Source organism: Arenibacter palladensis (assembly GCF_900129275.1).
Classification (GTDB): domain Bacteria; phylum Bacteroidota; class Bacteroidia; order Flavobacteriales; family Flavobacteriaceae; genus Arenibacter; species Arenibacter palladensis.
This window is the reverse complement of record NZ_FQUX01000002.1, coordinates 674,893-695,620: the sequence shown is the minus strand read 5'-3', so window position 1 is coordinate 695,620 and position 20,728 is coordinate 674,893. Positions and strand designations below refer to the sequence as shown.

17 protein-coding genes are annotated in these 20,728 nt (G+C 41.0%); 3 read left to right on the top strand and 14 right to left on the bottom strand.

From position 1 onward, the window contains the following. The first annotated feature begins 688 nt into the window (after positions 1 to 688). Positions 689 to 2,263 (top strand): CHRD domain-containing protein, encoded by a 1,575-nt coding sequence (locus tag BUA60_RS08990; RefSeq protein ID WP_072861403.1) that lies wholly within the window; start codon positions 689 to 691, stop codon positions 2,261 to 2,263. 317 nt (positions 2,264 to 2,580) lie between these two features. On the opposite strand, the gene BUA60_RS08985 is transcribed toward BUA60_RS08990, so the two are convergent. The 3 genes from BUA60_RS08985 to BUA60_RS08975 form a co-directional block, all read right to left on the bottom strand. Beyond that, positions 2,581 to 2,919: a hypothetical protein gene (locus BUA60_RS08985; protein ID WP_072861402.1), complete on the bottom strand. Its 339-nt coding sequence runs from the start codon at positions 2,917 to 2,919 to the stop codon at positions 2,581 to 2,583. 708 nt (positions 2,920 to 3,627) lie between these two features. Beyond that, the gene (locus tag BUA60_RS08980) at positions 3,628 to 4,410 is read right to left on the bottom strand and encodes a hypothetical protein (RefSeq protein WP_072861401.1); all 783 of its coding nucleotides are present in this window, start codon (positions 4,408 to 4,410) and stop codon (positions 3,628 to 3,630) included. Between the two features lie 203 nt (positions 4,411 to 4,613). Continuing rightward, positions 4,614 to 5,693, bottom strand: coding sequence for a metallophosphoesterase (locus tag BUA60_RS08975; protein ID WP_072861632.1), 1,080 nt, complete (start codon positions 5,691 to 5,693; stop codon positions 4,614 to 4,616). 198 nt (positions 5,694 to 5,891) lie between these two features. Here BUA60_RS08975 and recQ point away from each other — a divergent pair, with 198 nt between their 5' ends. Next, complete coding sequence (gene recQ / locus BUA60_RS08970; RefSeq protein WP_072861400.1) at positions 5,892 to 8,018, top strand: DNA helicase RecQ; 2,127 nt, start codon at positions 5,892 to 5,894, stop codon at positions 8,016 to 8,018. Between the two features lie 386 nt (positions 8,019 to 8,404). Here the strand turns inward: recQ and BUA60_RS08965 are convergent, their stop codons facing one another. Next, positions 8,405 to 10,636 carry a TonB-dependent receptor gene (locus BUA60_RS08965; RefSeq protein ID WP_072861631.1) on the bottom strand — a complete coding sequence of 744 codons (2,232 nt, stop codon included), beginning with the start codon at positions 10,634 to 10,636 and terminating at the stop codon, positions 8,405 to 8,407. A gap of 209 nt (positions 10,637 to 10,845) precedes the next feature. Then, positions 10,846 to 11,391: a hypothetical protein gene (locus BUA60_RS08960; RefSeq protein ID WP_143153153.1), complete on the bottom strand. Its 546-nt coding sequence runs from the start codon at positions 11,389 to 11,391 to the stop codon at positions 10,846 to 10,848. Between the two features lie 497 nt (positions 11,392 to 11,888). Here BUA60_RS08960 and BUA60_RS23015 point away from each other — a divergent pair, with 497 nt between their 5' ends. Beyond that, positions 11,889 to 12,029 carry a hypothetical protein gene (locus BUA60_RS23015; RefSeq protein ID WP_176225611.1) on the top strand — a complete coding sequence of 47 codons (141 nt, stop codon included), beginning with the start codon at positions 11,889 to 11,891 and terminating at the stop codon, positions 12,027 to 12,029. 19 nt (positions 12,030 to 12,048) lie between these two features. On the opposite strand, the gene BUA60_RS08955 is transcribed toward BUA60_RS23015, so the two are convergent. The 9 genes from BUA60_RS08955 to BUA60_RS08915 all read right to left on the bottom strand — a co-directional run bounded on the left by BUA60_RS08955 (position 12,049) and on the right by BUA60_RS08915 (position 20,727). Next, positions 12,049 to 13,071 (bottom strand): amidohydrolase family protein, encoded by a 1,023-nt coding sequence (locus BUA60_RS08955; RefSeq protein WP_245802516.1) that lies wholly within the window; start codon positions 13,069 to 13,071, stop codon positions 12,049 to 12,051. Positions 13,072 to 13,857: 786 nt separating this feature from the next. Next, positions 13,858 to 14,463 (bottom strand): nucleotidyltransferase family protein, encoded by a 606-nt coding sequence (locus BUA60_RS08950; protein ID WP_084532542.1) that lies wholly within the window; start codon positions 14,461 to 14,463, stop codon positions 13,858 to 13,860. Further along, a complete protein-coding gene (locus tag BUA60_RS08945) occupies positions 14,463 to 15,473 on the bottom strand; it encodes an XdhC family protein (protein WP_072861396.1) in 1,011 nt (336 codons plus the stop codon). The genes BUA60_RS08950 and BUA60_RS08945 overlap by 1 nt, the downstream gene beginning before the upstream one ends. A gap of 2 nt (positions 15,474 to 15,475) precedes the next feature. Then, on the bottom strand, positions 15,476 to 16,675 hold the full coding sequence (locus tag BUA60_RS08940; protein ID WP_072861395.1) for a molybdopterin molybdotransferase MoeA: 1,200 nt from the start codon (positions 16,673 to 16,675) through the stop codon (positions 15,476 to 15,478). A gap of 31 nt (positions 16,676 to 16,706) precedes the next feature. After that, positions 16,707 to 17,573 (bottom strand): polysaccharide deacetylase family protein, encoded by an 867-nt coding sequence (locus tag BUA60_RS08935; RefSeq protein WP_072861394.1) that lies wholly within the window; start codon positions 17,571 to 17,573, stop codon positions 16,707 to 16,709. A gap of 42 nt (positions 17,574 to 17,615) precedes the next feature. Further along, positions 17,616 to 18,692 carry a HesA/MoeB/ThiF family protein gene (locus tag BUA60_RS08930; RefSeq protein WP_072861393.1) on the bottom strand — a complete coding sequence of 359 codons (1,077 nt, stop codon included), beginning with the start codon at positions 18,690 to 18,692 and terminating at the stop codon, positions 17,616 to 17,618. Between the two features lie 44 nt (positions 18,693 to 18,736). Continuing rightward, positions 18,737 to 19,336, bottom strand: coding sequence for an NTP transferase domain-containing protein (locus BUA60_RS08925; protein WP_072861392.1), 600 nt, complete (start codon positions 19,334 to 19,336; stop codon positions 18,737 to 18,739). Between the two features lie 66 nt (positions 19,337 to 19,402). Next, entirely contained in the window at positions 19,403 to 20,386 is a 984-nt protein-coding gene (moaA, locus tag BUA60_RS08920; protein WP_072861391.1) for a GTP 3',8-cyclase MoaA, read from the bottom strand. 86 nt (positions 20,387 to 20,472) lie between these two features. Then, positions 20,473 to 20,727, bottom strand: coding sequence for a MoaD/ThiS family protein (locus BUA60_RS08915; protein WP_072861390.1), 255 nt, complete (start codon positions 20,725 to 20,727; stop codon positions 20,473 to 20,475). Between the last annotated feature and the right edge of the window lies 1 nt (position 20,728).

Here is a 20,728-nt window from a genome sequence, read left to right as displayed (position 1 = left end):
TTTTATGGCGTGGGCCAAGCCGCTGAGAATTGAGTAAAAAATAATGCGCCACATGGCGTATTGATTTTTTTAAACAATAAGCGTTGGCGCGCGGCTATTTTGCATAACGGCAAATTATAGATACAAATGACGCGATAAAAGATATTTTAACGGCGAGTTGATGCGTTGGCAAAGTCGCAGACACCACTTAAAAAAGATTAATGACCCTGTTCATAATTCGATTAAATAATAAAATGCTCAGGGATATTTTACATAATGCAATTATAGCTAACATATATAAACGAACATTCTAGTAAAACGGCTTTTACATAATGGCTGACGATATGATTCGCTGACGCGAAGGTCATATCTGCAATTATGTAAAATGCAAGCATACGCCGTTTTACGCTATAGACATATTTGTTCTATAATTTACATTATGTAAAATAGAAATATAATAGAAGTCCCTACTTCCTACAATACCTCTTTAATTTTGTGAGAGAAGATGCACTAGCCGACGATGTCACCAAAGGCAGCATACATTAGTTATGACTTCTTCCTCCCAATCCGCTGTCTTCTAAAAAATTACTCCCGGCTCAAGCCAATCAGCTTGTTCGGGATTAGCGTCAATTATTAAAGCTTTTCCATCCATCCGTCCAAATCCATCCCCATAATTTTACAACTATTATAAATCCCTAAATTGAATTATATGAAAAGAATAATGTATTTATTCGTGGCAGCAACAGCATTTTTTATCACAAGCTGTAGTGATGATGATAGCACGGAACAACCCCCAGGTGTATTTGACGGGGAAAGTAAAACCTATCAGTTGCAATCCAGTTCGGAGGCTGGTGCCTCCGGAACGGCCACTGTTGTTGAAAACGAAGATGGAACAGCAACCGTAAATATTAAGTTATCGGGTACCTCCTCTGGTAGTTTTCCGGCGCATATCCATGCCAACTCCGCCGCCGAAACCGGTGATATTCTAATAGATTTGAATGCCGTAGACGGTGCTACTGGTGAAAGTACCACTATCATTACGGCCAGAAATGATGGTTCTGCCATTACTTTTGAGCAGCTATTGGAACTGGATGCCTATATCAACGTGCACCAGTCTGCCAGTGATCTTGGTACCCTTGTTGCCCAAGGTGACATTGGTATAAATGAACTTACAGCAGATTCTAGGGAATATGAGCTTGGCAGTGCTGCCGATGCCAGTATTAGCGGAACGGCTACCATCTATAAGCGCGTAAGTGGGGCCTCGCTCCTAGAGATCGACTTGGAAGGGACTCCCGAAGATGGGGAGCATCCTGCACACATCCATCTCAATTCTGCAGCAGAAGGTGGTGATATTGCTATTTCCCTAAATGCCGTTGCAGGTGCCAGCGGAAAAAGCTGGACGCATATTGAGGAAGACGACGCCGGTACCGCTATTACGTATGAAGGTCTGTTGGAATTGGACGGCTACATCAATGTACATAAGTCGGCCACCGAATTGGATGTCTTGGTAGCCCAGGGCGATATAGGAATCAATGTATTAACGGGTGAATCCAAAGAATTTGCATTGCACAGTGTTCTGGTACCTACCATAAGCGGTACGGCTACCATTCACAAACGCCTTAGTGGAGCTTCCCTCCTAGAATTGGAACTTGAAGGAACTCCGGCAGATGGGGAGCATCCTGCCCATATTCATGCCAATACCGCTGCTGAAGGTGGTGATATCGCAATTTCTTTAAATGCGGTAGCTGGAGCTAACGGAAAAAGCTGGACACATATTGAGGCCGACGATGCTGGAACAGCGGTTAGCTACGAGGATCTATTGGAATTTGATGGCTACATCAATGTTCATAAGTCCGTCGCAGAACTGGACCTGTTGGTGGCACAGGGTGATATAGGTCAAAACGAACTTACCGGTAATGAGGTTTCCTACGATCTAGCGGCAGTTAGCAATGCAGCCATTTTTGGTACAGCTACCTTTTCGGAGCGCGTAAACAAAGAGACATTGGTGACTCTGGAATTGGTAGGTACTACTGCAGGTGCAATACATCCGGCACATATTCATACTGGAGCTGTGGCAGATGCCCCTGGAGCGGTAATCGTAACTTTGGGCAATGTTATTGGAGATAATGGAGTAAGCGTTACCAACGTTACCCAGGCAAATGCAGGTGGCGCATTGGATTATGATGCCCTCTTGGCTATTGATGGGTACATAAATGTACATCTGAGCGCTGAAGATTTGGACACCTTAGTAGCCCAAGGAAATGTTGGGGCCAATGTAAATTAAGGTATAATAACCACTAAAAACCAAGGCCTTGGATTGTCATGATCCAAGGCTTTTATATTGTAGTAGTACTACATAAAATACGTGTTATTTTACTGTTAATTAGTGGCTTATGTATTTCGGGGATTATATATTGGATGTATAAGTTCTGTCTTAGGCTTTATTATGGGTGCCCTTATTAAAAACAGTATTAAAAATCAAAAAAAAAAGCTCCGGATATAAATGTCCGGAGCTTTTCTTCCTAATTTTCCAATGGTGTTTTCATTTTTAGGTGAATGCAGTTAGTTGTCTAAACAGTCACAGGAATATATAGGAATCTTTTAATACCTCAACATGTTGCTGTATTCTTCAACTGATTTTTGTATTTCTAGATAGGAACGAATTTGGGCCATTGTTTTTTCAAAGAGTTCAATCTTTAAATCCTTTTCCCTCTTTAAAGCTTTGATCAATTCTGCATTCGTATTTTTCAAGCTTCTAAGAGTTTGTCGGAGGGTTTCAGATTTAATAAACAAGGAGTATGTGTTAGGTTCACATACATAAGAGGTCAATTTTTTTTCCAATTGGCACAAATCATTATTGGTACGCTCCAATTTTAGAATACATCCACTGTTGGAAGGCCTGCTAATTAAATTTCTACTAATTTTTGGGGTTGTTTCCATAGTGTAAGCTTTGTTTTTAGGGTTAACGGATTTTTCTTTGGTACACTCTTATATAATTTGATTTTATTGATTTGAAAATAAAAGATACGACAAAATTCTCATTTTCATGTAGGTAAATCCCTCATTAACATTAGTTTAAAGCAATATTAACACCTTCATAGCATCGACGTACGGGATTATTTCTTCGACCAACGGTCCAATTTCTCTGAAATCCTTGCTTTTTACTGGGCTTCTACTCCATGGCAAAGTGTTTCCTGCCCTTCCACTCCCCTCCTGCCCCAAACCATTAATTTAACATTACCCCAATCACCTATTAAGCTATCATGGACTCTTTCCTAAAAGATTTAATCTAGACTGCGGCAAATTGTACTTCCTAGTTACATGTGAAGTTCAAATATAGATGCGCTGGCCGTACCCTGAGCGGAGCCGAAGGGTTGGACAAGCAAAGAAATCGATGATTCACGAAAACCCATCAAAAACTATAAGAACCACTTAAGTAAATTGAAAATAGGCCGTTCCTTTGTTCAGTCCACACGAACAAAGTTTCGATAAATTATTACCACTTTTCTAATGCCGTTGTATTTTCTCCAGGGAGTCCGTTGCCGGGTCTATCTTTAACTAAAACCAACAGTGAAAAATGAATGATAAAAAAGAAACCCCGATGCAATGCATCGGGGTTTCAATATATGATTATAAAGATTAGGGCAACTACCAGCTAATCTCTTCAGATTCTCCATTAGGATAGGTAACGGTACCCGTTTGGTCACAACTACCGGTTCCAAAGTCCAAGGAAGCGGTCATACCATTCACTTCCAACTGCATAACACCAGAAGTAATAAAGGCACATCCCAAGTTAGCGGACAAAGGTTCGGTCACCGTAAATTCATAGGTAATACCATCTACGGTAATGTCCCAATCTCCAGTACAGGTAACATCCGCTCCTTCAGCATTGATCTGATCAAAATGCCAGCTAAGTACTTTATTACCCTTCCAAATTATCGTGTTCCCATTGTCATCCTCAAAAGTGGCATCGGTAACTACAGTAAAGGTTGGACCGTTGGAATCGGAAAAATCAAAAGCGAAACTCTTGGTACCGTTCAGCAAATAGCCGTTGTAGGTGAAGTCGGTAAACGTAACTTCAAAACTACCTTTGCTACCGTCCGTACTACCATTGTTTCCGGTCAAAACGATGGTTCCACTTACCGTTTTACCTTTAATGATACATTGATTGTAGGCTACAGTAATACTTTCTTCGGTAAATGCAAGCGTTGCACACTCGGTATTGGTCTTGTTTGTTTTTCCTTCCTTGTCGTTGATCAGTAATTCTGAAACCAACTCATCCAGTCCGTCCGAAACTGAATTGACCTGCATTTGGGCCTTAACTTGTTCGGGCGTCAGACCTTCATCATTTAAGCTATTTATAGCATCATTGCTACAAGCAGCGATTAATAAAAATCCAAAGCTTAAAATTAAATAATTAAATGTTTTCATTGTTTATGGGGTTTAAAACATATTTAACGCGGCTAAAATAAGCGCTTATATAATATTATGTTTAGAAAAACGCAAATTTTCGACTTACAGTATGTTTTATTAAGAAATATCGTACAATTAAGTTGATTTTTAAGTGGTTAAGCCTTGGTTTTCAGTTTCTTTTACCTAAAAACCATCGTAATTACTCCCTTTGGATAAAGGCATCAATCCAATAGAAAGCTAAAATTGTTGTAGTCGTCCCGTTGATAGGCCATTTTTTGCGTAGTTGGCGAGATGGCGAAATGTGGTGAAAATGTAGTGGTAATCACGGTCTTTCCATCGGGTAGGAATTCCATAATCCGTAGCCATCCTTCTCCCCCATTGCCGTGCCAACCACCGCCCATGGCCTGCGCATTAAAGGTAATCTGGTTCACCTTTTTTCCGGCAGCGTTCTTATCCACCTTAAAAGCCGTATGTGCCTTAAAATTATCAGGGGATCCAATATGGCCCGAAAAGACCAGTTGTACATTCTTGGAAGGAGCCACTAGCTTTTCCCAAATGGCCTTGCCATAGTTGGCATCCTCTATAGGATAGTTTTCTTTTTCCATATGCTTGTTTTGGGCATTTAAATAGGAATGGGTAAGCATTACCACCGTATGATCTTTATAAATTTCTTTGGAAATCTCACTGTTGGCCCATTGTAAAATAGTATCACGTGGTGCGAATTCCAGATTTAGGAACAAAAACTTTCTTTGTTGGGGAGAGATCAATTCATAAGTGGCATTTTCCACCGAAGGCATGCCGTCTATATTTTTTCCGGCGGCCCTTAAGGCCTTTGCATTCAATATGTTTCTATGTATAGGAAAATACTGGCTGTAATTGGATTTTCGGTTTTCAACACTTTTATATCCAAAGTCGTGGTTACCGGCGGCCAAAATATATGGAACCTTCCCATCCAGGCGTTCAAAGGCGTGCGATACTGCTTTCCACTGGTCCCTACTGGGCATATTTCCGTTTATTTTATCCGAAACCAGAAGTTCGTTCTGCTCCACCAAATCTCCCGTACACAGCACCATTTTTATGTTCAGGGCATCTATATTTTCACTGACCCAAGCCGTCATGGTTTCCAAGATGCCCTGGTTTCTTTCAAACTTCACGTAGGTCTGAGTATCCGGAACCAGAATAATGGACCAGGAATCCGGATTGGACAATTTGGGGGCGGCGAAGGCTTCTTGTGCCCTAAGGCTAGTTGTAAGTATGAAAAGTGGTACAAGAAAAAAGCAAAAACGGTATTTAAGGTTCATTTTGGATGAATATAGGTTGCAATGGATAAATTTAACCTTTTTAGCAAAGACAAAAAAGCAAAAAGCCAAAAGCCAAAAGCCACTGCTTTCTTGTCTCCCAGTCCTTAGTTTGGTTTTTGGGATTTTAAGACCGTGAAAGTTGTTATAGGACTGCAAATATGATTAATTTCGTTCCTTACAAAAATTTTACAGATACCCATGCCCGATTTCCAGAACGAATTAATTCCCTATTTAAAAAAGTACTTTGGTTTTGACCGCTTTAGACAACAACAAGAGGCCATAATCACAGCGGTTTTAAATAAGGAGGATTGTTTGGTGATCATGCCCACCGGGGGCGGAAAATCCATTTGTTTCCAATTACCGGCCCTTTTGTTCAAGGGTACTACCCTCGTAATTTCCCCATTAATTGCTTTGATGAAAGATCAGGTAGACGGACTAAACGCCAATGGTATCCCAGCGGCTTTTTTTAATAGTAGTCAGTCTGCCCAGGAGCAACAGGCCATATTGGATAGCACCCATAAAGGGGAATTAAAATTGCTTTATGTGGCACCGGAAAGCTTGCAGGGCCTATCCCCTATTTTAAATGAGGAGTATATTAGCTGTGTGGCCGTGGACGAGGCCCATTGTATCTCTTCCTGGGGGCACGATTTTAGACCATCATATCAACAATTGGGCTTTTTAAAGGCTTCGCTGCCACAGACACCCATTATTGCCTTAACGGCTACCGCGGATAAGGCTACCCGACAGGATATTTTGGCGCAATTGCAGATTCCCAAGGCCAAACAGTTTTTGGCTTCCTTCGATAGAAAGAATATTTCCTTGGAAGTGCGGGCGGCCCATGACCGAGTGTCCCAAATACTTCAATTTATAGAACAAAGGCCCAATGAATCCGGCATTATTTATTGTCTAAGTCGAAAATCCACCGAAACCTTGGTCGAAAAGATCCGCAATAGCGGTTTCAAGGCAGCCGCCTACCATGCGGGACTGGATTTTGATAGCCGCAACAAGGTGCAGGAGGATTTTATTTTTGACAAGACTCAGATTGTCTGCGCCACCATTGCCTTTGGTATGGGAATAGACAAATCCAACGTGCGCTGGGTGATACATTACAATATGCCCAAAAATATTGAGGGCTATTATCAGGAAATAGGTAGGTCCGGAAGGGACGGACTAGCGGCTCATGCCCTTTTGTTCCATAGTTATGCCGATGTAATCCAATTACAACGATTTGCTTCTGGTGCTACCAATGAGGAAGTACAGCTGGCCAAGTTGGAGCGTATGAAGCAGTTTTCGGAAGCCTCCAGCTGTAGACGAAAGATTTTATTGAGTTATTTTGGGGAGTACCTTCAGGCCGACTGTGGCAATTGCGATGTTTGTAAAAATCCACCGCAGTTTTTTGACGGTACGGTAATCGCACAAAAGATATTATCCACCATAGCCAGATTGAAAGAGTCCGAGGCTACGGGAACCGTTATAGACGTATTGCGCGGCGCCCAAAATGCCAACATTTTGGATAAAAATTATCAGCAAATAAAGACCTACGGCATTGGCAAGGATATTTCATGGAACCACTGGCAGCATTATGCCATACAGCTTATAAACCAAGGCCTCTGTGAGATAGCCTTTCATAAGAACAACGTGCTTCGTTTGACCGATTTGGCCAAGGCCGTATTGTTCAACAACACCAAGGTACAACTGAGTCAGCCCTTGTCCAAGGAAGAGCAAATGGCGGTCCGTAAGGAAAGCAAGTCCAAGCCTGTTAACGAAAATTCCCTGTTTGAAAAACTGCGGCAACTACGGTTTCAAATTTCCTTGGAAGAGAATATTCCAGCATACCTTGTTTTCAATGATGCAACCCTTAAGGAAATGGAATCCAAAAAGCCGGTGACCAGTGAAGCGTTCAAAGAGATCAACGGAGTTGGCCAACGGAAATTGGAGGTCTATGGGGAAATGTTCATCAATGAAATAAAGGCCTTTGTTGAAACCATTCCCCTAAAAAAGAAGAAGAAAAAAAGGAAATCGGACACGGCATTGGAAAGTTATGAACTCTTTAAGGAAGGCAAAACCGTTGAGGAAATTGCGGATATCAGGGGCCTAAAACCCAACACCATTTTGGCCCATTTGGAAAAATTGTACCATGACGGGAAGGATATAGACATCTATCAATTGATATCTAAAGAGGATGTAGTCAAAGTTGCCGAGGCCAAGAAAGAACTCCAAGAGCCAGAGGGACTAAAACCTTATTTTGAGCATTTTAAGGAGGAAGTGGAATACAGCACTATCCGATTGGCACTCAGCATTATTGAAAGGGAGAAGATTTTATAAATTGAGTTGAAAGTTTAAGGTTGAAGGTTAGAAGTTCAAAGTTTCAAGTTTCAAAGTTTCAAGTTTAAAGCTAAAAGTCATTTCGATCGAGCAGAGGCGAGGAGAAATCGCACTGGTAACTCTTCTATGTAGTTAAAAGTTGAATGTTGAAAGTTCTAACGGAGATTGAGCGTAGTCGAAATCGAAGTGGACTAAAGAGTTATAAAGTTGAATGTTATAAAGTTGAATGTTGAAAGTACTGTCTTCATTGGTAGTGACGGGCTGTTTGGTATTTTGTATAGAGAACACTCAATGGGATTGAACGTCCCTTATAACAACAACATAAAAAAAACTCCTTCCCCTCAGTAGACTTTAGGGAAGGAGCTATTATTTGGTTACAAACACCATTAAAAACTAACGGATACCTTACCCCTGACAAAAAACGGCGTACCTGGGGTAAAATGGATTTCTTCCACGGCCTCTGTTTCATTGAACAATCTACTGCTGGTAGCAAATTGGGTCTCGTTCCATTCCGTATCAAATAGGTTGTCCACTATGAGTCCAAAACTCCAATTTTTCCAAGAATAATTTATGTTGAAATCGGTTACAAAATAACCCTCGGCAACAATGGAATTGTCCTCATTGGCAGGCCTATCCTTGATAAAGCGATAGTTCACTCCCCCAGAGAAGTTCTTAAGTCCCTTAAAGGTGAGTCCCCCCGAAGAGGTCAGGTCGGGCGCCAAGGGTATATAATCCTCCCCACTAGGGTCTTCCGCGCTTCGGGCATAGGTGTAATTAACATCGCCATAGGCGTACAACCAGTCCGTTAATTGGTATCTAGCACCAAAGTCCACCCCAAAGCGTTTGGTCTTGCCACTGGGTTCCAGAATGCCCGCATCACCCACATATACAAACTCCTGCTCCAAAAAGAGATGCCATAGGGCCATATTTAATACCAAACGGTTTTTTGGCTTGTAGATGGTACCTATATCGGCTCCGAAGGCCAAGGGCAATATTCTTTCCCCATTATTGGCGGTGACCACCCTGGTATCATTGGAATGAAACCCAATTCCGGTTTTGGCATATAACTGTACGTCCTGGGACACTTGGTAAATAGCATTTAGCTTGGGACTGACCACCAATTTGTTTTCACTCTTTTGGTCATAGGCCGTCGTCAATAGATTTTCATAATCGAATTTTAAATAATCCAGGCGAACACCAGGATTAATGTTCCAATTATTGATTTTGTAATTAATATTGAAGAACCCATAGGCGTTCAATTCATCAATATTGCCCAACGCAAGTTGCTCCAAAGTGGTCTTTCTGTTCATGGTATGGGAAAGCTCTACATCGTTTATGTCGTCATATCTAAACCCTATTCCCGTATTGAACCTGAACTGAGAATTATTTTGGTCCAGGTGTATGGTTCTATCATAACTGGTCTCGCCCCCAATCAGGGTTCTATTTTCTTTTTGCTTTATTTGATCTCCATTAATGGGGTCCTCTAGGAAAAATGTAAAATTGGAATACAGTTCAAAATCATATTTGGACATAAATAACTTGGATTTAAGTCGACTATGCTGATCCAATTGTTTGTCATGGTTCACCAATAGGTTGGTACGGCTGGTATTGCCCCCCTCGGTATCATCAATGGCGCCAAACCTGCCAATGCTTCCATTGTCGACTGCCCGTTGGGGAATTTGTCCAGAAGCGTCCCATTTGCTCTGAAAGTGGGAGGCCGTTAAATTCACTTCGTTGCCGGCATCGTCCTTATGATTGTACCGTCCCATAATGTTAATTCTATTAAAATTCTGGGGAGATTCAAAAACTCCGTCGGAAATCAAATATTCTGAGGCTAAATAGGCATTGTCATCATCGCTTTCCAATAGTTTTAGCATCCCCAAGCCCCTTAGGGTATTGTATTTACCGACCTCCATGCTAACCACATTTTTATCCAATGTTTTTTTGGTGGTGAGGTCTACATAGCCAGCGGTATTAAAATTACCTTTATCGGCATAGTAAGGACCCTTTCCAAAATCTATATTGTCTATGGTTTCCGGAATTATAAAATGCATATCGGCATAACCTTGGCCGTGGGCATGGGATACCATGTTTACCGGTAAGCCATCCACATTTATAGCGATATCCGTTCCATGGTCTATATCAAATCCCCTTAGGAAAATTTGTTCGGCTTTACCGCCACCGGCGTGCTGCCCTATAATGAGACCGGGTACTTTTCTCAGGATTTCCTGGGAAGATTTAACGGGATCGGATTTAACGTCCACATTTACAAAACTGCTCATGGCGTTTATATTGGATACCAGTACCACCTGATCCAAGGATACTGCAGCCTCCTCCAGAACAATCTTTAGGGGGATGTCCAACTGACTTTCGGTTATGAGCAGTTCTTTGTTCTTGAATCCTAGACTGTAGAAATAGATACGGTCATTAATGCTAACATTCGCCAAACTAAAAGCTCCCGAATTATTGCTGTAGGTGTAATTACCGGTATTTTTATTGTACACCCCTACTCCACTTAGTGGGGTGTTGTCTTGGTTGGTTATTGTTCCACTTATGGTATGGCCGTGTAAGGCTCCGGAAAGTAATAGAATCAATAAGCCAAGGGTATTTTTAATCATAGTTTTATTTTTTATTCCGAATAGCGCCCTGCTATTCTTGATATATAATTCGGACATAACTATCCCTATAAAACCAATGGTTATGGATGGAATAGGGTTGAATGCCTTTTCTTTAAAGTATCTCGGGATTGGATAATAACAATCTAGAAGCGAACCAATGTATCCAAAATTGGATGTTGGATTCCTTATAAATTATTACGTTCCAAAAATTAACAAGCGGGTTTTGGAGGAGGTACTATGGGGTAATGAATTCCTTTGGAAGTGTTTTCCTGTATTTTGGAAAAATAGGATTTTGTAAATATAGTTATGCCAGGGGAAGTTTTATGATGGGCGACCACTATATGCTTGTCCAATTCCAATGGTACCTTAATATTATCGTTGTCATTATGGGTCGGGGATGTAGCACTGAGTACCATGCTCATAAAATCTATTATCTCATGAGTATGAGGCTCCGCATCATGTGTGTGGGTATGGCCAAGGTGGGCCATTTCGTTCGGTCCAGTATGATTATGGGCTTCTGTGGAATGGGATAATGCCCTGGTATGCGCCTTATCCGCCTGGGCTAGTTGGTTAATATTGTGGGTATGGGAGGTAATGGAGTGATGCGCTGTTCCTTGATCAAGTGCATGGGAAAAGAAATGCAGTATTTCAGTGAACTCCTGCTGCAAAGGGGCCATTAGATAACAGATGCCCATTAGGACAGCTACACTTCTAAACAACCACGGCTTCAAGCCTTTTTCATTTTTCTGGATCACGAATGCCCTTATTTATACTCTACCTACGGAAAAATTTTGCACTGGGTTTGATTTTTGCGGAAAAATATAAAATAGCAGCCTTATAACAGTTAAAATCTCGTGAAACATTCTTTTGATTCTTTATAGGGAGGTTGGTATTGAGTAATTAGAATTGAGTATGGAGTATGGAGAATTGGGAATTGAAAAGTGGGAATACGAAGGTCCATGAGCCTAGGTGATAGACATTTATAAGTGTAGAAAGTTCTAACTACATAGGAATATTTGGCATGGGTTATTTTATTCGATAATTAATTTATTAAACAATAGTTAATATACTTATTTACAGGTTTTTACAACAAAAAATACCGATCATAAATTGTTTGGAAATCCTTTTAGGTATTGTCAGGGGACGTATTATGACTATAGATATCGAATAAAAAATTTAACAATAAAACAACAATTTAATTCCAATGGCGTTCTTAAAAAAAAGTAATTTTATATAACAAAAAAAGTTAGATATGTCATTTTTATCACCACAGATTGAAGCTTTGGCCAAAAGAAAAAAAGAACAGTCCCTTGTTAAAAAACCGGATTCATGCGGTATTTTTCAGGAATATGGGAAACTGGAAAAGATTCAAAAACCACAGGAAAGTAAATAACCTACTTTTCTTGGCATTGCTAATCTTTTGGAAATAAGCTCCTGTCCAATCCAGGTATAAGTTTTAGCGCATTCTTGTAGTATAACTTTTTTAGCACTTCATCCGGCAAGTCCATGCCGTACATGGCCCAAAAGGCGTGATATTTCTTGTGATATGGGAAATATTCATCATCGGATTCCAGCACCCTAAAATAGGTTGGGAATTCTTCCGGTTTCCAACTATCCTTTCCAAACAGGACGCGGTCCTGATATTTTACAAAAAATTTATGGGCATTTTTCGGTTGTCGGCCCAATTCCGCAATAATAGCTCCAATACCAACATACATATTGGGCATTTCGTCCATTAAACGGGCCAAGGTACCCAAATCATTGGCGTACCATCCCATATGGGCATTTATAAAGTTGGTTTTTGGGTGTTTTTTGAACATTCTGTGTTGCTCCCCTATAATCTGTTCCCATGAAGCCGGATCCGTAGCCGAGCGCTTTCTTCTAGGGTGTGTCTTTAATTCCAGCCATCTTTCGTTATCGGAGTTTACCTCATCCCAGAAGGGTTTGGGATCTGCTGAGTGGATTAGGACCGGCACGCCCAATTCCCCACATTTTTCCCAAATGGCACTTAAACGTTCGTCATCTACGGCCAATCGTTTTCCAGAAGCATCTTTATCCCGCAGCCCTAGACTTTTATATACCTTAAGTCCCTTGGCGCCGTTCTTTATATCGGCTTCCAACTGTGCCACGGCCTTCTCGGACCATCCCGGTTTGCCAACCCCGTCAAAATCTACATTCGCAAAGACCGCAAATCTGTTGGGGTAATGATCCTTTATGTTCTCTAGGGATTGTTTTATTCTTTCCCCTGATCCACCACTTAGGTTGACCATGATTGCCAAGTTGAGTTTATCCATATCTGCAATTAGCAGGGAGAGGTCCTGAGTTGGCATTTGGTACTGATGACCATGAACATCTATAAATGGAAATTTGGCCCTATGTATTTCCTTTCCAGGTACTTTCAGGGTTGAAACGGGATTGTATTCTTCGAAGCTCATGTTTTGTGATATCGCTTCATTGGAAAAGGCTATAACTAAAATACAAAGCGGAACTAAATTCTTTAAAATCATTACATCATTAAATTAGATTCTAAATTTATGTTATATAGTGGACAACCTAAAGTTTGAAGCTAAAAAAATATCCAGCACATTAATTGTTTGACTTTAGCTTTACAACTGTTGTTTTATTAGTGAAACTCAATTTTGAGAAGTCAGTAAGACGCACTTAAAATTGCAAGTTGAACTAATCCCGCCGAAAAAGGCGGGATCTAGGTTCAATACCTCGACCTAGGGTCGATTCCTAATTATTGGGTTCAGGGCCTGCCTTTGTCGGCAGACAGGCTTGCCCTGAGGTTTAATACCTTTTATTTTTTGAATTATGTTTGAATCCCCTTTTTAGCGACCTGGAGGAAGGATCGTTTATAGATGTCATTGCGAGCAAGGCTGCCGCTAGGCAGGTGTAGCGTGGCAATCTGTTTGTTAATAGAGAGATTATCTCTTTGCGGATGCCCACTCTTTAAGAAAGAGATTGCTTCTTCTCCTTAGCTCATCGCAATGACGTATTGGAATTAGTTCCACTCATTCAAGATTTTGGATTTGGAACCACTTTTTGTTGTCGCCAGCCGCCACTGCCTACTCTAAAAGCAAGAGATTGCTTCTTCGCCTTAGCACATCGCAATGACGTTTGGGTTTTTGGATTAAATAACTTTGAACTTTAAACATTGAACATTGAACATTGAATCTTGAAACTGCCAACTGTTCAATTTAGTTACCAGTGACTACTGACTACTGATTACTCTTTTTTACCCGTTCATACTCTTCCAAGGTGTCAATGTCCAGCTCTTTTCCGTCAGCGGATATTCCCATAACATCGTTAAGGTTGGTTTTGATAATTTCCCTAGCCCCGTAATCCGAATTCAATTCCAGTAGGGCATTGAAATGTACTTTTCCAAAAATAGCGGGTACTCCTACCCTATTGTTATATTTGGTAGCTACAATGCTGTGTTTGGAATTGGAAAAATTATCTATCAGCCTATTTAAATATTGCATATCCAACAATGGCTGGTCGGCCAACATCACTAAAATACCATTATAGTCTGCGTCCTGTTCCAAAAGATGCTTTGTGCCGTAGGCAATGGAATTTCCCAAGCCCATCTTCCAGTTGGGGTTAAGGATAGATTCCGTACCCAAAAAGTCGGTTACTTTCTTAATTTCTTGATCATAGGCCCCTAATACCGTCAACACCTTGGTGGCCTTTGATTTTTTTGCATTATTTATGGCATTGCCTAAAAAGGTACTGTCTCCCCACGGCAACAATTGTTTTATGGCCTTCATGCGGGAGGAAGTGCCTGCCGCCATGATCAGAATAGCTATATTCAATTTATTGGGCATTAATCGTGAATCCCGGTTTCTTTATTCTTTAGGAGCATAGGTTCCTTTTTTCTAACAACCGATAAAATTTCGGCTACTATGGATATGGCAATCTCCTGCGGGGTCTCGGCACCAATATTGAGTCCCGCCGGTCCGTGGATTCCGTCCAGGAAGTCGTACGAGATCTCCGGGCTTAGTTCCATGAGTTCTCCAAATAGTTTTTCCCTTCTCCTATAAGGGCCTAAAAGTCCTAAGTATATGGGTTTTGAATCCTTTAAGATCAACAAATACTTTAAGTCTTTGGAATAGCTGTGGTTCATTAGAATAATGGCGGTATGTTGATCTACTTCGCCCAACGGAAAGCTCTCTGGTAAAATCCCCAAAAAGTCATGGGCACCGTCAAAGTCCGAAATATTTTTTTCCTCGGATGGGTCGGCTACAATGGTTACTTCCCAACCGGCCATAGCGGCAAAGCTACATAACTGTACTGTATCATGCTCGGCTCCGATGATGAATAGTTTAAAACAGGGTTTCATGTTTTGCTCAAAGGCTTCATGCTCTTCCTGCGCATGGAATCCGGGCAGGAAGGGTAATTCTTCCTGGCCAAATACAACCGTTGAGCCGTAATCGGCATTGGAGCCCTCTTTTTTTTCAAAAAATGACCGAATTTTAAAATGCTTTCTTGTTGCTAATGTTTTTTCAAAGGTTTCCAAGAATTGCTTGTCCGGTCTAAAGGCTTCCAGTAAAATATACAGAATACCCTCGCATCCAAGACGATATCGACCGTCATAGGTCATTATTTTGGATATTTCATCCGCAAAAACGGACTGTGCCTGCCTTACTACCTCCTTTTCAACACATCCGCCACTTACGGCGCCTATCATATGTCCGTCTTCCAATATCAACATTCTTACCCCTGGTCTTCTGTAAGAGGATCCATCCAATGCCACCACAGTAGCTAGAACACATTTTAAGCCCTTAGAAGTGGCCGACTGATATTCTCTAATAATTTTTTTGAGTTCGTGTGTCATAATTATAGTAAATCTCTGGTAGGGACAAAAGGGACCAACTCCCCTACTTCATACGCATCAATTTTGGGTTCGAGGATTATGAATCCATCCGTGTGCACTAAACTGCACAGGTCACCAGATCCATTCTCCTTTACAAGGGAAGCTGCCAAATGTCCTTGCTTAAACCTTATTTTAACCCTTAACAACATAGTCAGATCCCCCTTTACGGCGACTGCTTCTTCTAAAATTACATCAATTTTAGGTATTTGAATGCCTAAGGAACGTCTCAGCCAATCCTTAAAATAAACATTATAATTTGCAAAGGTGGATACCGGGTTGCCCGGAAAGGAAAAAACCACGGTGTTGGTTTCTCTTTGGATTCCGAACCAAAACGGTTTCCCTGGCCGTTGGAATACCCCATGAAAAATCTTTTCCACTCCCAATTCTTCCAAAACCTGTGGAAGAAAATCGAACTTGCCTTTGGACACCCCACCGCTTAAAAGGACGGCGTTATGCTCCTTTAAAGTATTATCAAGTGCTTTTTTAATACTGGCTTTTTCATCTGGTAGATGGAGCTTGGTCGGTACGATACTTGCTTCAGACAGTGCCGCGTAAAGGGTATGAATATTTGATTTTCGTATTTGGTGGGGCAAAGGAATCTCCTCTACCTCTACCAGTTCGTTGCCCGTGGACACAATGGCCACCTTGGGAAGTGAACGTACCTTAATGGAAGCCATGCCCACAGCTGCCAAAACACCTATTTCCGAAGCCGTAATTGTGCTGTATTTTTTTAAAACTAGATCCCCTTTTTGCTGATCACTTCCGCAAATATGAATATCCTGCCCCCTGCTAGGGCTTTTGGTAAGTGTGGCCGATCCGTTTTCAATAACTAGATGTTCGTACATCACCACAGTATCCGCATTGTCGGGAACTACTGCCCCTGTCATTATTTCCACACAATTGGAAGCGTCCATCAATGGTTGGGGAGGCATGCCGGCAGCCAAAACCCCTTCTATTTTAAAGGTAGTAAGGCCTTTTTCAATGGCGTCGTAATTTATGGCAATGCCGTCCTTGGTGGCCCTATTAAAAGGAGGGAAATTTCTATCGGCTACAATATCTTCGGCAAGGATTCTACCCATAGCCGTTTCCAGTGAAACCTGTTCATGGCCAAAGTCCTGATAAAGGTCCAATACTTTTTTATAAGCGTCTTTAAAGGAAATCATGGAACACAAGTTACAATTAAAAGGAGATTTGTTAAAGGGTTATCTTTTGTATTTCTCTCCAAGTTATGGGTTTAATGTTCCTTTCCTTAAGTAATTTGGCCGTATTGGGGTCGGTGAAGAAATCAAAATCCATTTGCCGCCATTGGGAACCAAAATTGGGATGGTCCACACAGACTTGTTTCATTTCCATATTATCAAAGGCAGTGTGAATCAAAATAACATTGAATCCGGCTTTTAGGTTGTTAATTTGTTGGGTGTACAATTCATCCAATCCTATACTTTCCATGGCTTTAAAATTGCCTAGATGTACTGCATTTACTATGTTGTCCCCTTCCTGTAGGGAGTGGGGATTGCCCACCTCCCTTAGCAGTTGATCGCTTAAAAAAATAGGTAGCTGGTATTCCTTGCCCAATTCCCTGTAAACGGATAGTAGTTCCTTGGTGAGGCCCAAGGTGTACATATGGGAGTCCAGGTGGGTGGGGTTTATTCCATATGCCAATGCCCTATCAATTTGGGCCTTTAGCTCCTTTTTAACCTCTTGGGGTTTGGCAAATTTCTTCACCAATTCCCTTTTGGCATGGAAAAAACCCTCCTTATCTACCAAGCTCGGTACCTCGGAATAGGGCAGTACCGGACCAAATTTATACTGTTTCCATTCAGAGGTCAATGTTAAATGTATTCCACAGTCGTACTGCGGGTGGTGTTTGGCGTAATTTGCCATATCCAAAAACCAAGGACAGGGGACCATTATGCTATAGGAATTTACAATACCTGTTTCCAGGGCTTCTATGGTAGCGGCATTTTCTGAACATGAAAGTCCAGCATCATCGGCATGTACCATTAAAAGAATATCGTTCTTGCTGTACCCCAATCGCTCTAGGTCGTAATACTTAGCCATATCGTTATTTGTTGTAGGTATTCCTAATAGAAAAAAATTGGTTTAATTGTGAAGGGCAAGGAATCTATCCACTCCCCCAACTATATTATAAAGTTCCAGCTCAGGGTTTAATTCCTGCAACATTCTTACGGCCATATCACTTCTTTTTCCTGATTGGCAGAGAAGATAAATGGGACTTTGGGAGTCCAGTTCATCTATACGTCCCTTTAATTCATTTAAGGGAATATTAAGACCTTTCACTTGGGGCAAAGAAAAATTTTCAAATTCCTCTGCCGTCCTAACATCGATTATTTGAATATGCTCTTGACTTTTCAATTTTTTTTCAAATTCCTCTATACTGATGTTGTGGCGGATTTCACAAACCTCTGTCCCATAGGATCTTAGTAGCTTTTTTATGGCTGTATTTTTCGGTTGGAGACTGAAATTAATAGTTTGATAAGAATGGTGTAACCCATTGAACAACAATAATTTACCACTCATCACTTCCCCTATTTCTGCAATTGCTTTTACGGCTTCCAATGCCTGAAGATTTCCTATGATACCTGGAATTATCCCCAATACCCCATTTTCGTTGCAATTCGGAATTTCTTCCTGGCTAGGCATGTTGGGAAATAAACATCTATAGGTAGGACCACCTTGATAATTAAACACACTTAGTTGGCCTTCAAAGCCCTGAATGGCACCCGAAACAAATGGTTTTTTTAGGATTACGCAGGCATCGTTGATCAAATATCGCGTTGGGAAATTATCGGATCCATCTATCACTACATCAAACTCAGAAATGATTTCCAAGGCGTTGTGCTGGGTAAGAAAGGTATCAAATGTCTTAAAGTTCGTGCTCGAATTTTGTAGTTTCAATCGTTCCAGTACCACCTCAATTTTCGGTCTTCCAAGATCTTCTTCCGTATACAATACCTGACGTTGAAGGTTGGTTATTTCAATAATATCCTGCTCAACTATACCAATCGTTCCAACTCCCATGGCATTCAGATATAAAAGTGCGGGAATTCCCAATCCCCCTGCACCAACTACTAAAATACTGGCGTCTTTTAGTTTTTGTTGGGCTTTTGGTCCAAAATCCCTTAAAACGGTCTGTCTTTGATATCTATTGAAGTCCATCTGCAAATAACAATTCTATTTTTACGCCGCCATTAATCGTTCAATTATTGTTCATTGGGGGATAACTTTAGCAATACCTTTTCATAATCTTCCTTAAAGTTGGCGTTCCACAATACTTCTTCGTTCTCGGGAAACACCAATTTAATATCCTCATTGATCAAGAATTTCCGTGGACAGGTACCGGGCCCGTTTTCCAGATAATCCAATGATTTTTTTAATCCTGCGGGTTCCCATATGGCACAAAGGGGCTCTGGCAATCCACTTTCCCTAGTGGCAAAGGCAGTGGCCATTTTGCTTGGATTCCGTAGGTTGATCAATTGTTCAAGGGCATCCTCATCCATTAAAGGCAGATCACAGGCCAAAACCAACCAAGCCACGTTTGGATTAAAATTGTGGGCACTTAATAGTCCGTTGTAGGGACCTTTAAATTTGTTTTGATCAACAATAAGATTGTGATTTGCAGAGAATTCCGAAGCCTGTTCTTCCCGGATGCTCATATAGGTGTTGTCGCACACCCTCTGCAGAAGTTGATATAAATATTCGCGTTGTGCAATGCCATGGTATTCTATCAACCCCTTATCGGTTCCCATTCTGGTACTTTTTCCACCGGTAAGTACTAGACCATATATTTTTGTGGAGCTCATTATTTGTAGATATTTTTTATTTTCCACACCAAGAACACGTTTGTTCCTAGTAGTGGATATGGGGAATTATCCTCCTATGGAGGTCATTGAATTTTCAAAGATTCCATCATATTTTTCCTGTTCCTCAAAACCAGTTTTGGATCGGCTGCCAATAGCCTTAAGGATATGCCCTTTAATTTCAGATTCCACATTGTCCCCTCTCATCACTTCCCTTAAATTCATTCTGGGTTTGCCGTACAGGCAGGTTATTACATCGCCCGTGGCCGATATTCTTAGTCGATTACAACTCCCACAGAAAGTTCTGGTAAAGGAGGGTATAAGCCCAAAAGTGCCCCTGTGTCCTTTAATCTTGTAATTAATGGAGGTCGAAGTTTTAGGCGATTCCAGTTTTGTAATTTCTGGATATTCCGATTGAATGTGGTCCAGTATTTTTTTATAGTCCCAAGTAATGGTGTTAAAGGACTTGGAACCACCATTGAATGGCATTTCTTCCAAAAACCGCACCGAAACCGGGTAATGTTTCATCACTTCGAGAATGGGTATTATATCCTGGGTATTCTGATTTTCGAGAGCTATAAAATTGATACGGACGTTGAATCCTTCCGCTATCAAACGGATTAGATTGTTATATACGGTATCATATTGATTGCGTCTCGTTATCCGTTCAAAAGTATTCTTGTCAATGGCATCCAAACTAACATTGATGTTTTTGATACCCAAGGTTTTTAATTCTTGAATATAGGGTCCTATCAAAGTGGCATTGGTGGTAATGGAAATATCGTTCAAACCTTTTAAAGACGACAGTTTGCGCAATAATACCATTAGATCTTTCCTAACAAATGGTTCTCCACCTGTAATTCTTATTTTGTCTATGCCCTGCCCTACCATGATTTCACTTAGTTTACAGAGTTCCTCTATGGTAAAAAGGGAGTCTTTTTCTGCAAAATTTATCCCTTCCGAAGGCATACAATAGTTGCAGCGCAGATTACAACGATCGGTAACCGCCAGGCGCAGATAATTAATTTTCCTATTGTGATTGTCTATCAGCATTTTTCCTCTTTTTTTTCTCACTATGTAAGCTTTGAATGCTCCTACGTTTGCCCATTCCTTTTAGGCAAGCCCTTGAGGTAATTGATTTATCCCCCGCTTACAGGTGGAATTAGTGCAATTTCATCAAAATTATCGATTATGGTGTCATCATTTGCATAAGAATTATTCACAGCGACGGCCAAAGAGGATAATTTTTTCAGTTCAGGGTACATTTTACCCAAGTATTCCTTAAGCTCCTTAACGGTCTTGGATCTTTTCGATCCAAATTCACTGGAGCTGGGCATGGACAAGGTTGAGCTACCTATAATGTCCTTTGTAACACCAAAAAGTAATATCGTCATT

What these genes read in the sequence shown, in the direction of transcription:
- BUA60_RS08950 (WP_084532542.1), bottom strand. Translation starts at nt 14,463, where the DNA reads ATGCCCAATAAATTGAATATAGCTATTCTGATCATGGCGGCAGGCACT.
- BUA60_RS08980 (WP_072861401.1), bottom strand. Translation starts at nt 4,410, where the DNA reads ATGAAAACATTTAATTATTTAATTTTAAGCTTTGGATTTTTATTAATC.
- BUA60_RS08935 (WP_072861394.1), bottom strand. Translation starts at nt 17,573, where the DNA reads ATGGCTAAGTATTACGACCTAGAGCGATTGGGGTACAGCAAGAACGAT.
- BUA60_RS23015 (WP_176225611.1), top strand. Translation starts at nt 11,889, where the DNA reads ATGTCATTTTTATCACCACAGATTGAAGCTTTGGCCAAAAGAAAAAAA.
- recQ (WP_072861400.1), top strand. Translation starts at nt 5,892, where the DNA reads ATGCCCGATTTCCAGAACGAATTAATTCCCTATTTAAAAAAGTACTTT.
- BUA60_RS08975 (WP_072861632.1), bottom strand. Translation starts at nt 5,693, where the DNA reads ATGAACCTTAAATACCGTTTTTGCTTTTTTCTTGTACCACTTTTCATA.
- BUA60_RS08965 (WP_072861631.1), bottom strand. Translation starts at nt 10,636, where the DNA reads ATGATTAAAAATACCCTTGGCTTATTGATTCTATTACTTTCCGGAGCC.
- BUA60_RS08985 (WP_072861402.1), bottom strand. Translation starts at nt 2,919, where the DNA reads ATGGAAACAACCCCAAAAATTAGTAGAAATTTAATTAGCAGGCCTTCC.
- BUA60_RS08990 (WP_072861403.1), top strand. Translation starts at nt 689, where the DNA reads ATGAAAAGAATAATGTATTTATTCGTGGCAGCAACAGCATTTTTTATC.
- BUA60_RS08940 (WP_072861395.1), bottom strand. Translation starts at nt 16,675, where the DNA reads ATGATTTCCTTTAAAGACGCTTATAAAAAAGTATTGGACCTTTATCAG.
- BUA60_RS08955 (WP_245802516.1), bottom strand. Translation starts at nt 13,071, where the DNA reads ATGAGCTTCGAAGAATACAATCCCGTTTCAACCCTGAAAGTACCTGGA.
- BUA60_RS08930 (WP_072861393.1), bottom strand. Translation starts at nt 18,692, where the DNA reads ATGGACTTCAATAGATATCAAAGACAGACCGTTTTAAGGGATTTTGGA.
- BUA60_RS08915 (WP_072861390.1), bottom strand. Translation starts at nt 20,727, where the DNA reads ATGACGATATTACTTTTTGGTGTTACAAAGGACATTATAGGTAGCTCA.
- BUA60_RS08945 (WP_072861396.1), bottom strand. Translation starts at nt 15,473, where the DNA reads ATGACACACGAACTCAAAAAAATTATTAGAGAATATCAGTCGGCCACT.
- moaA (WP_072861391.1), bottom strand. Translation starts at nt 20,386, where the DNA reads ATGCTGATAGACAATCACAATAGGAAAATTAATTATCTGCGCCTGGCG.
- BUA60_RS08925 (WP_072861392.1), bottom strand. Translation starts at nt 19,336, where the DNA reads ATGAGCTCCACAAAAATATATGGTCTAGTACTTACCGGTGGAAAAAGT.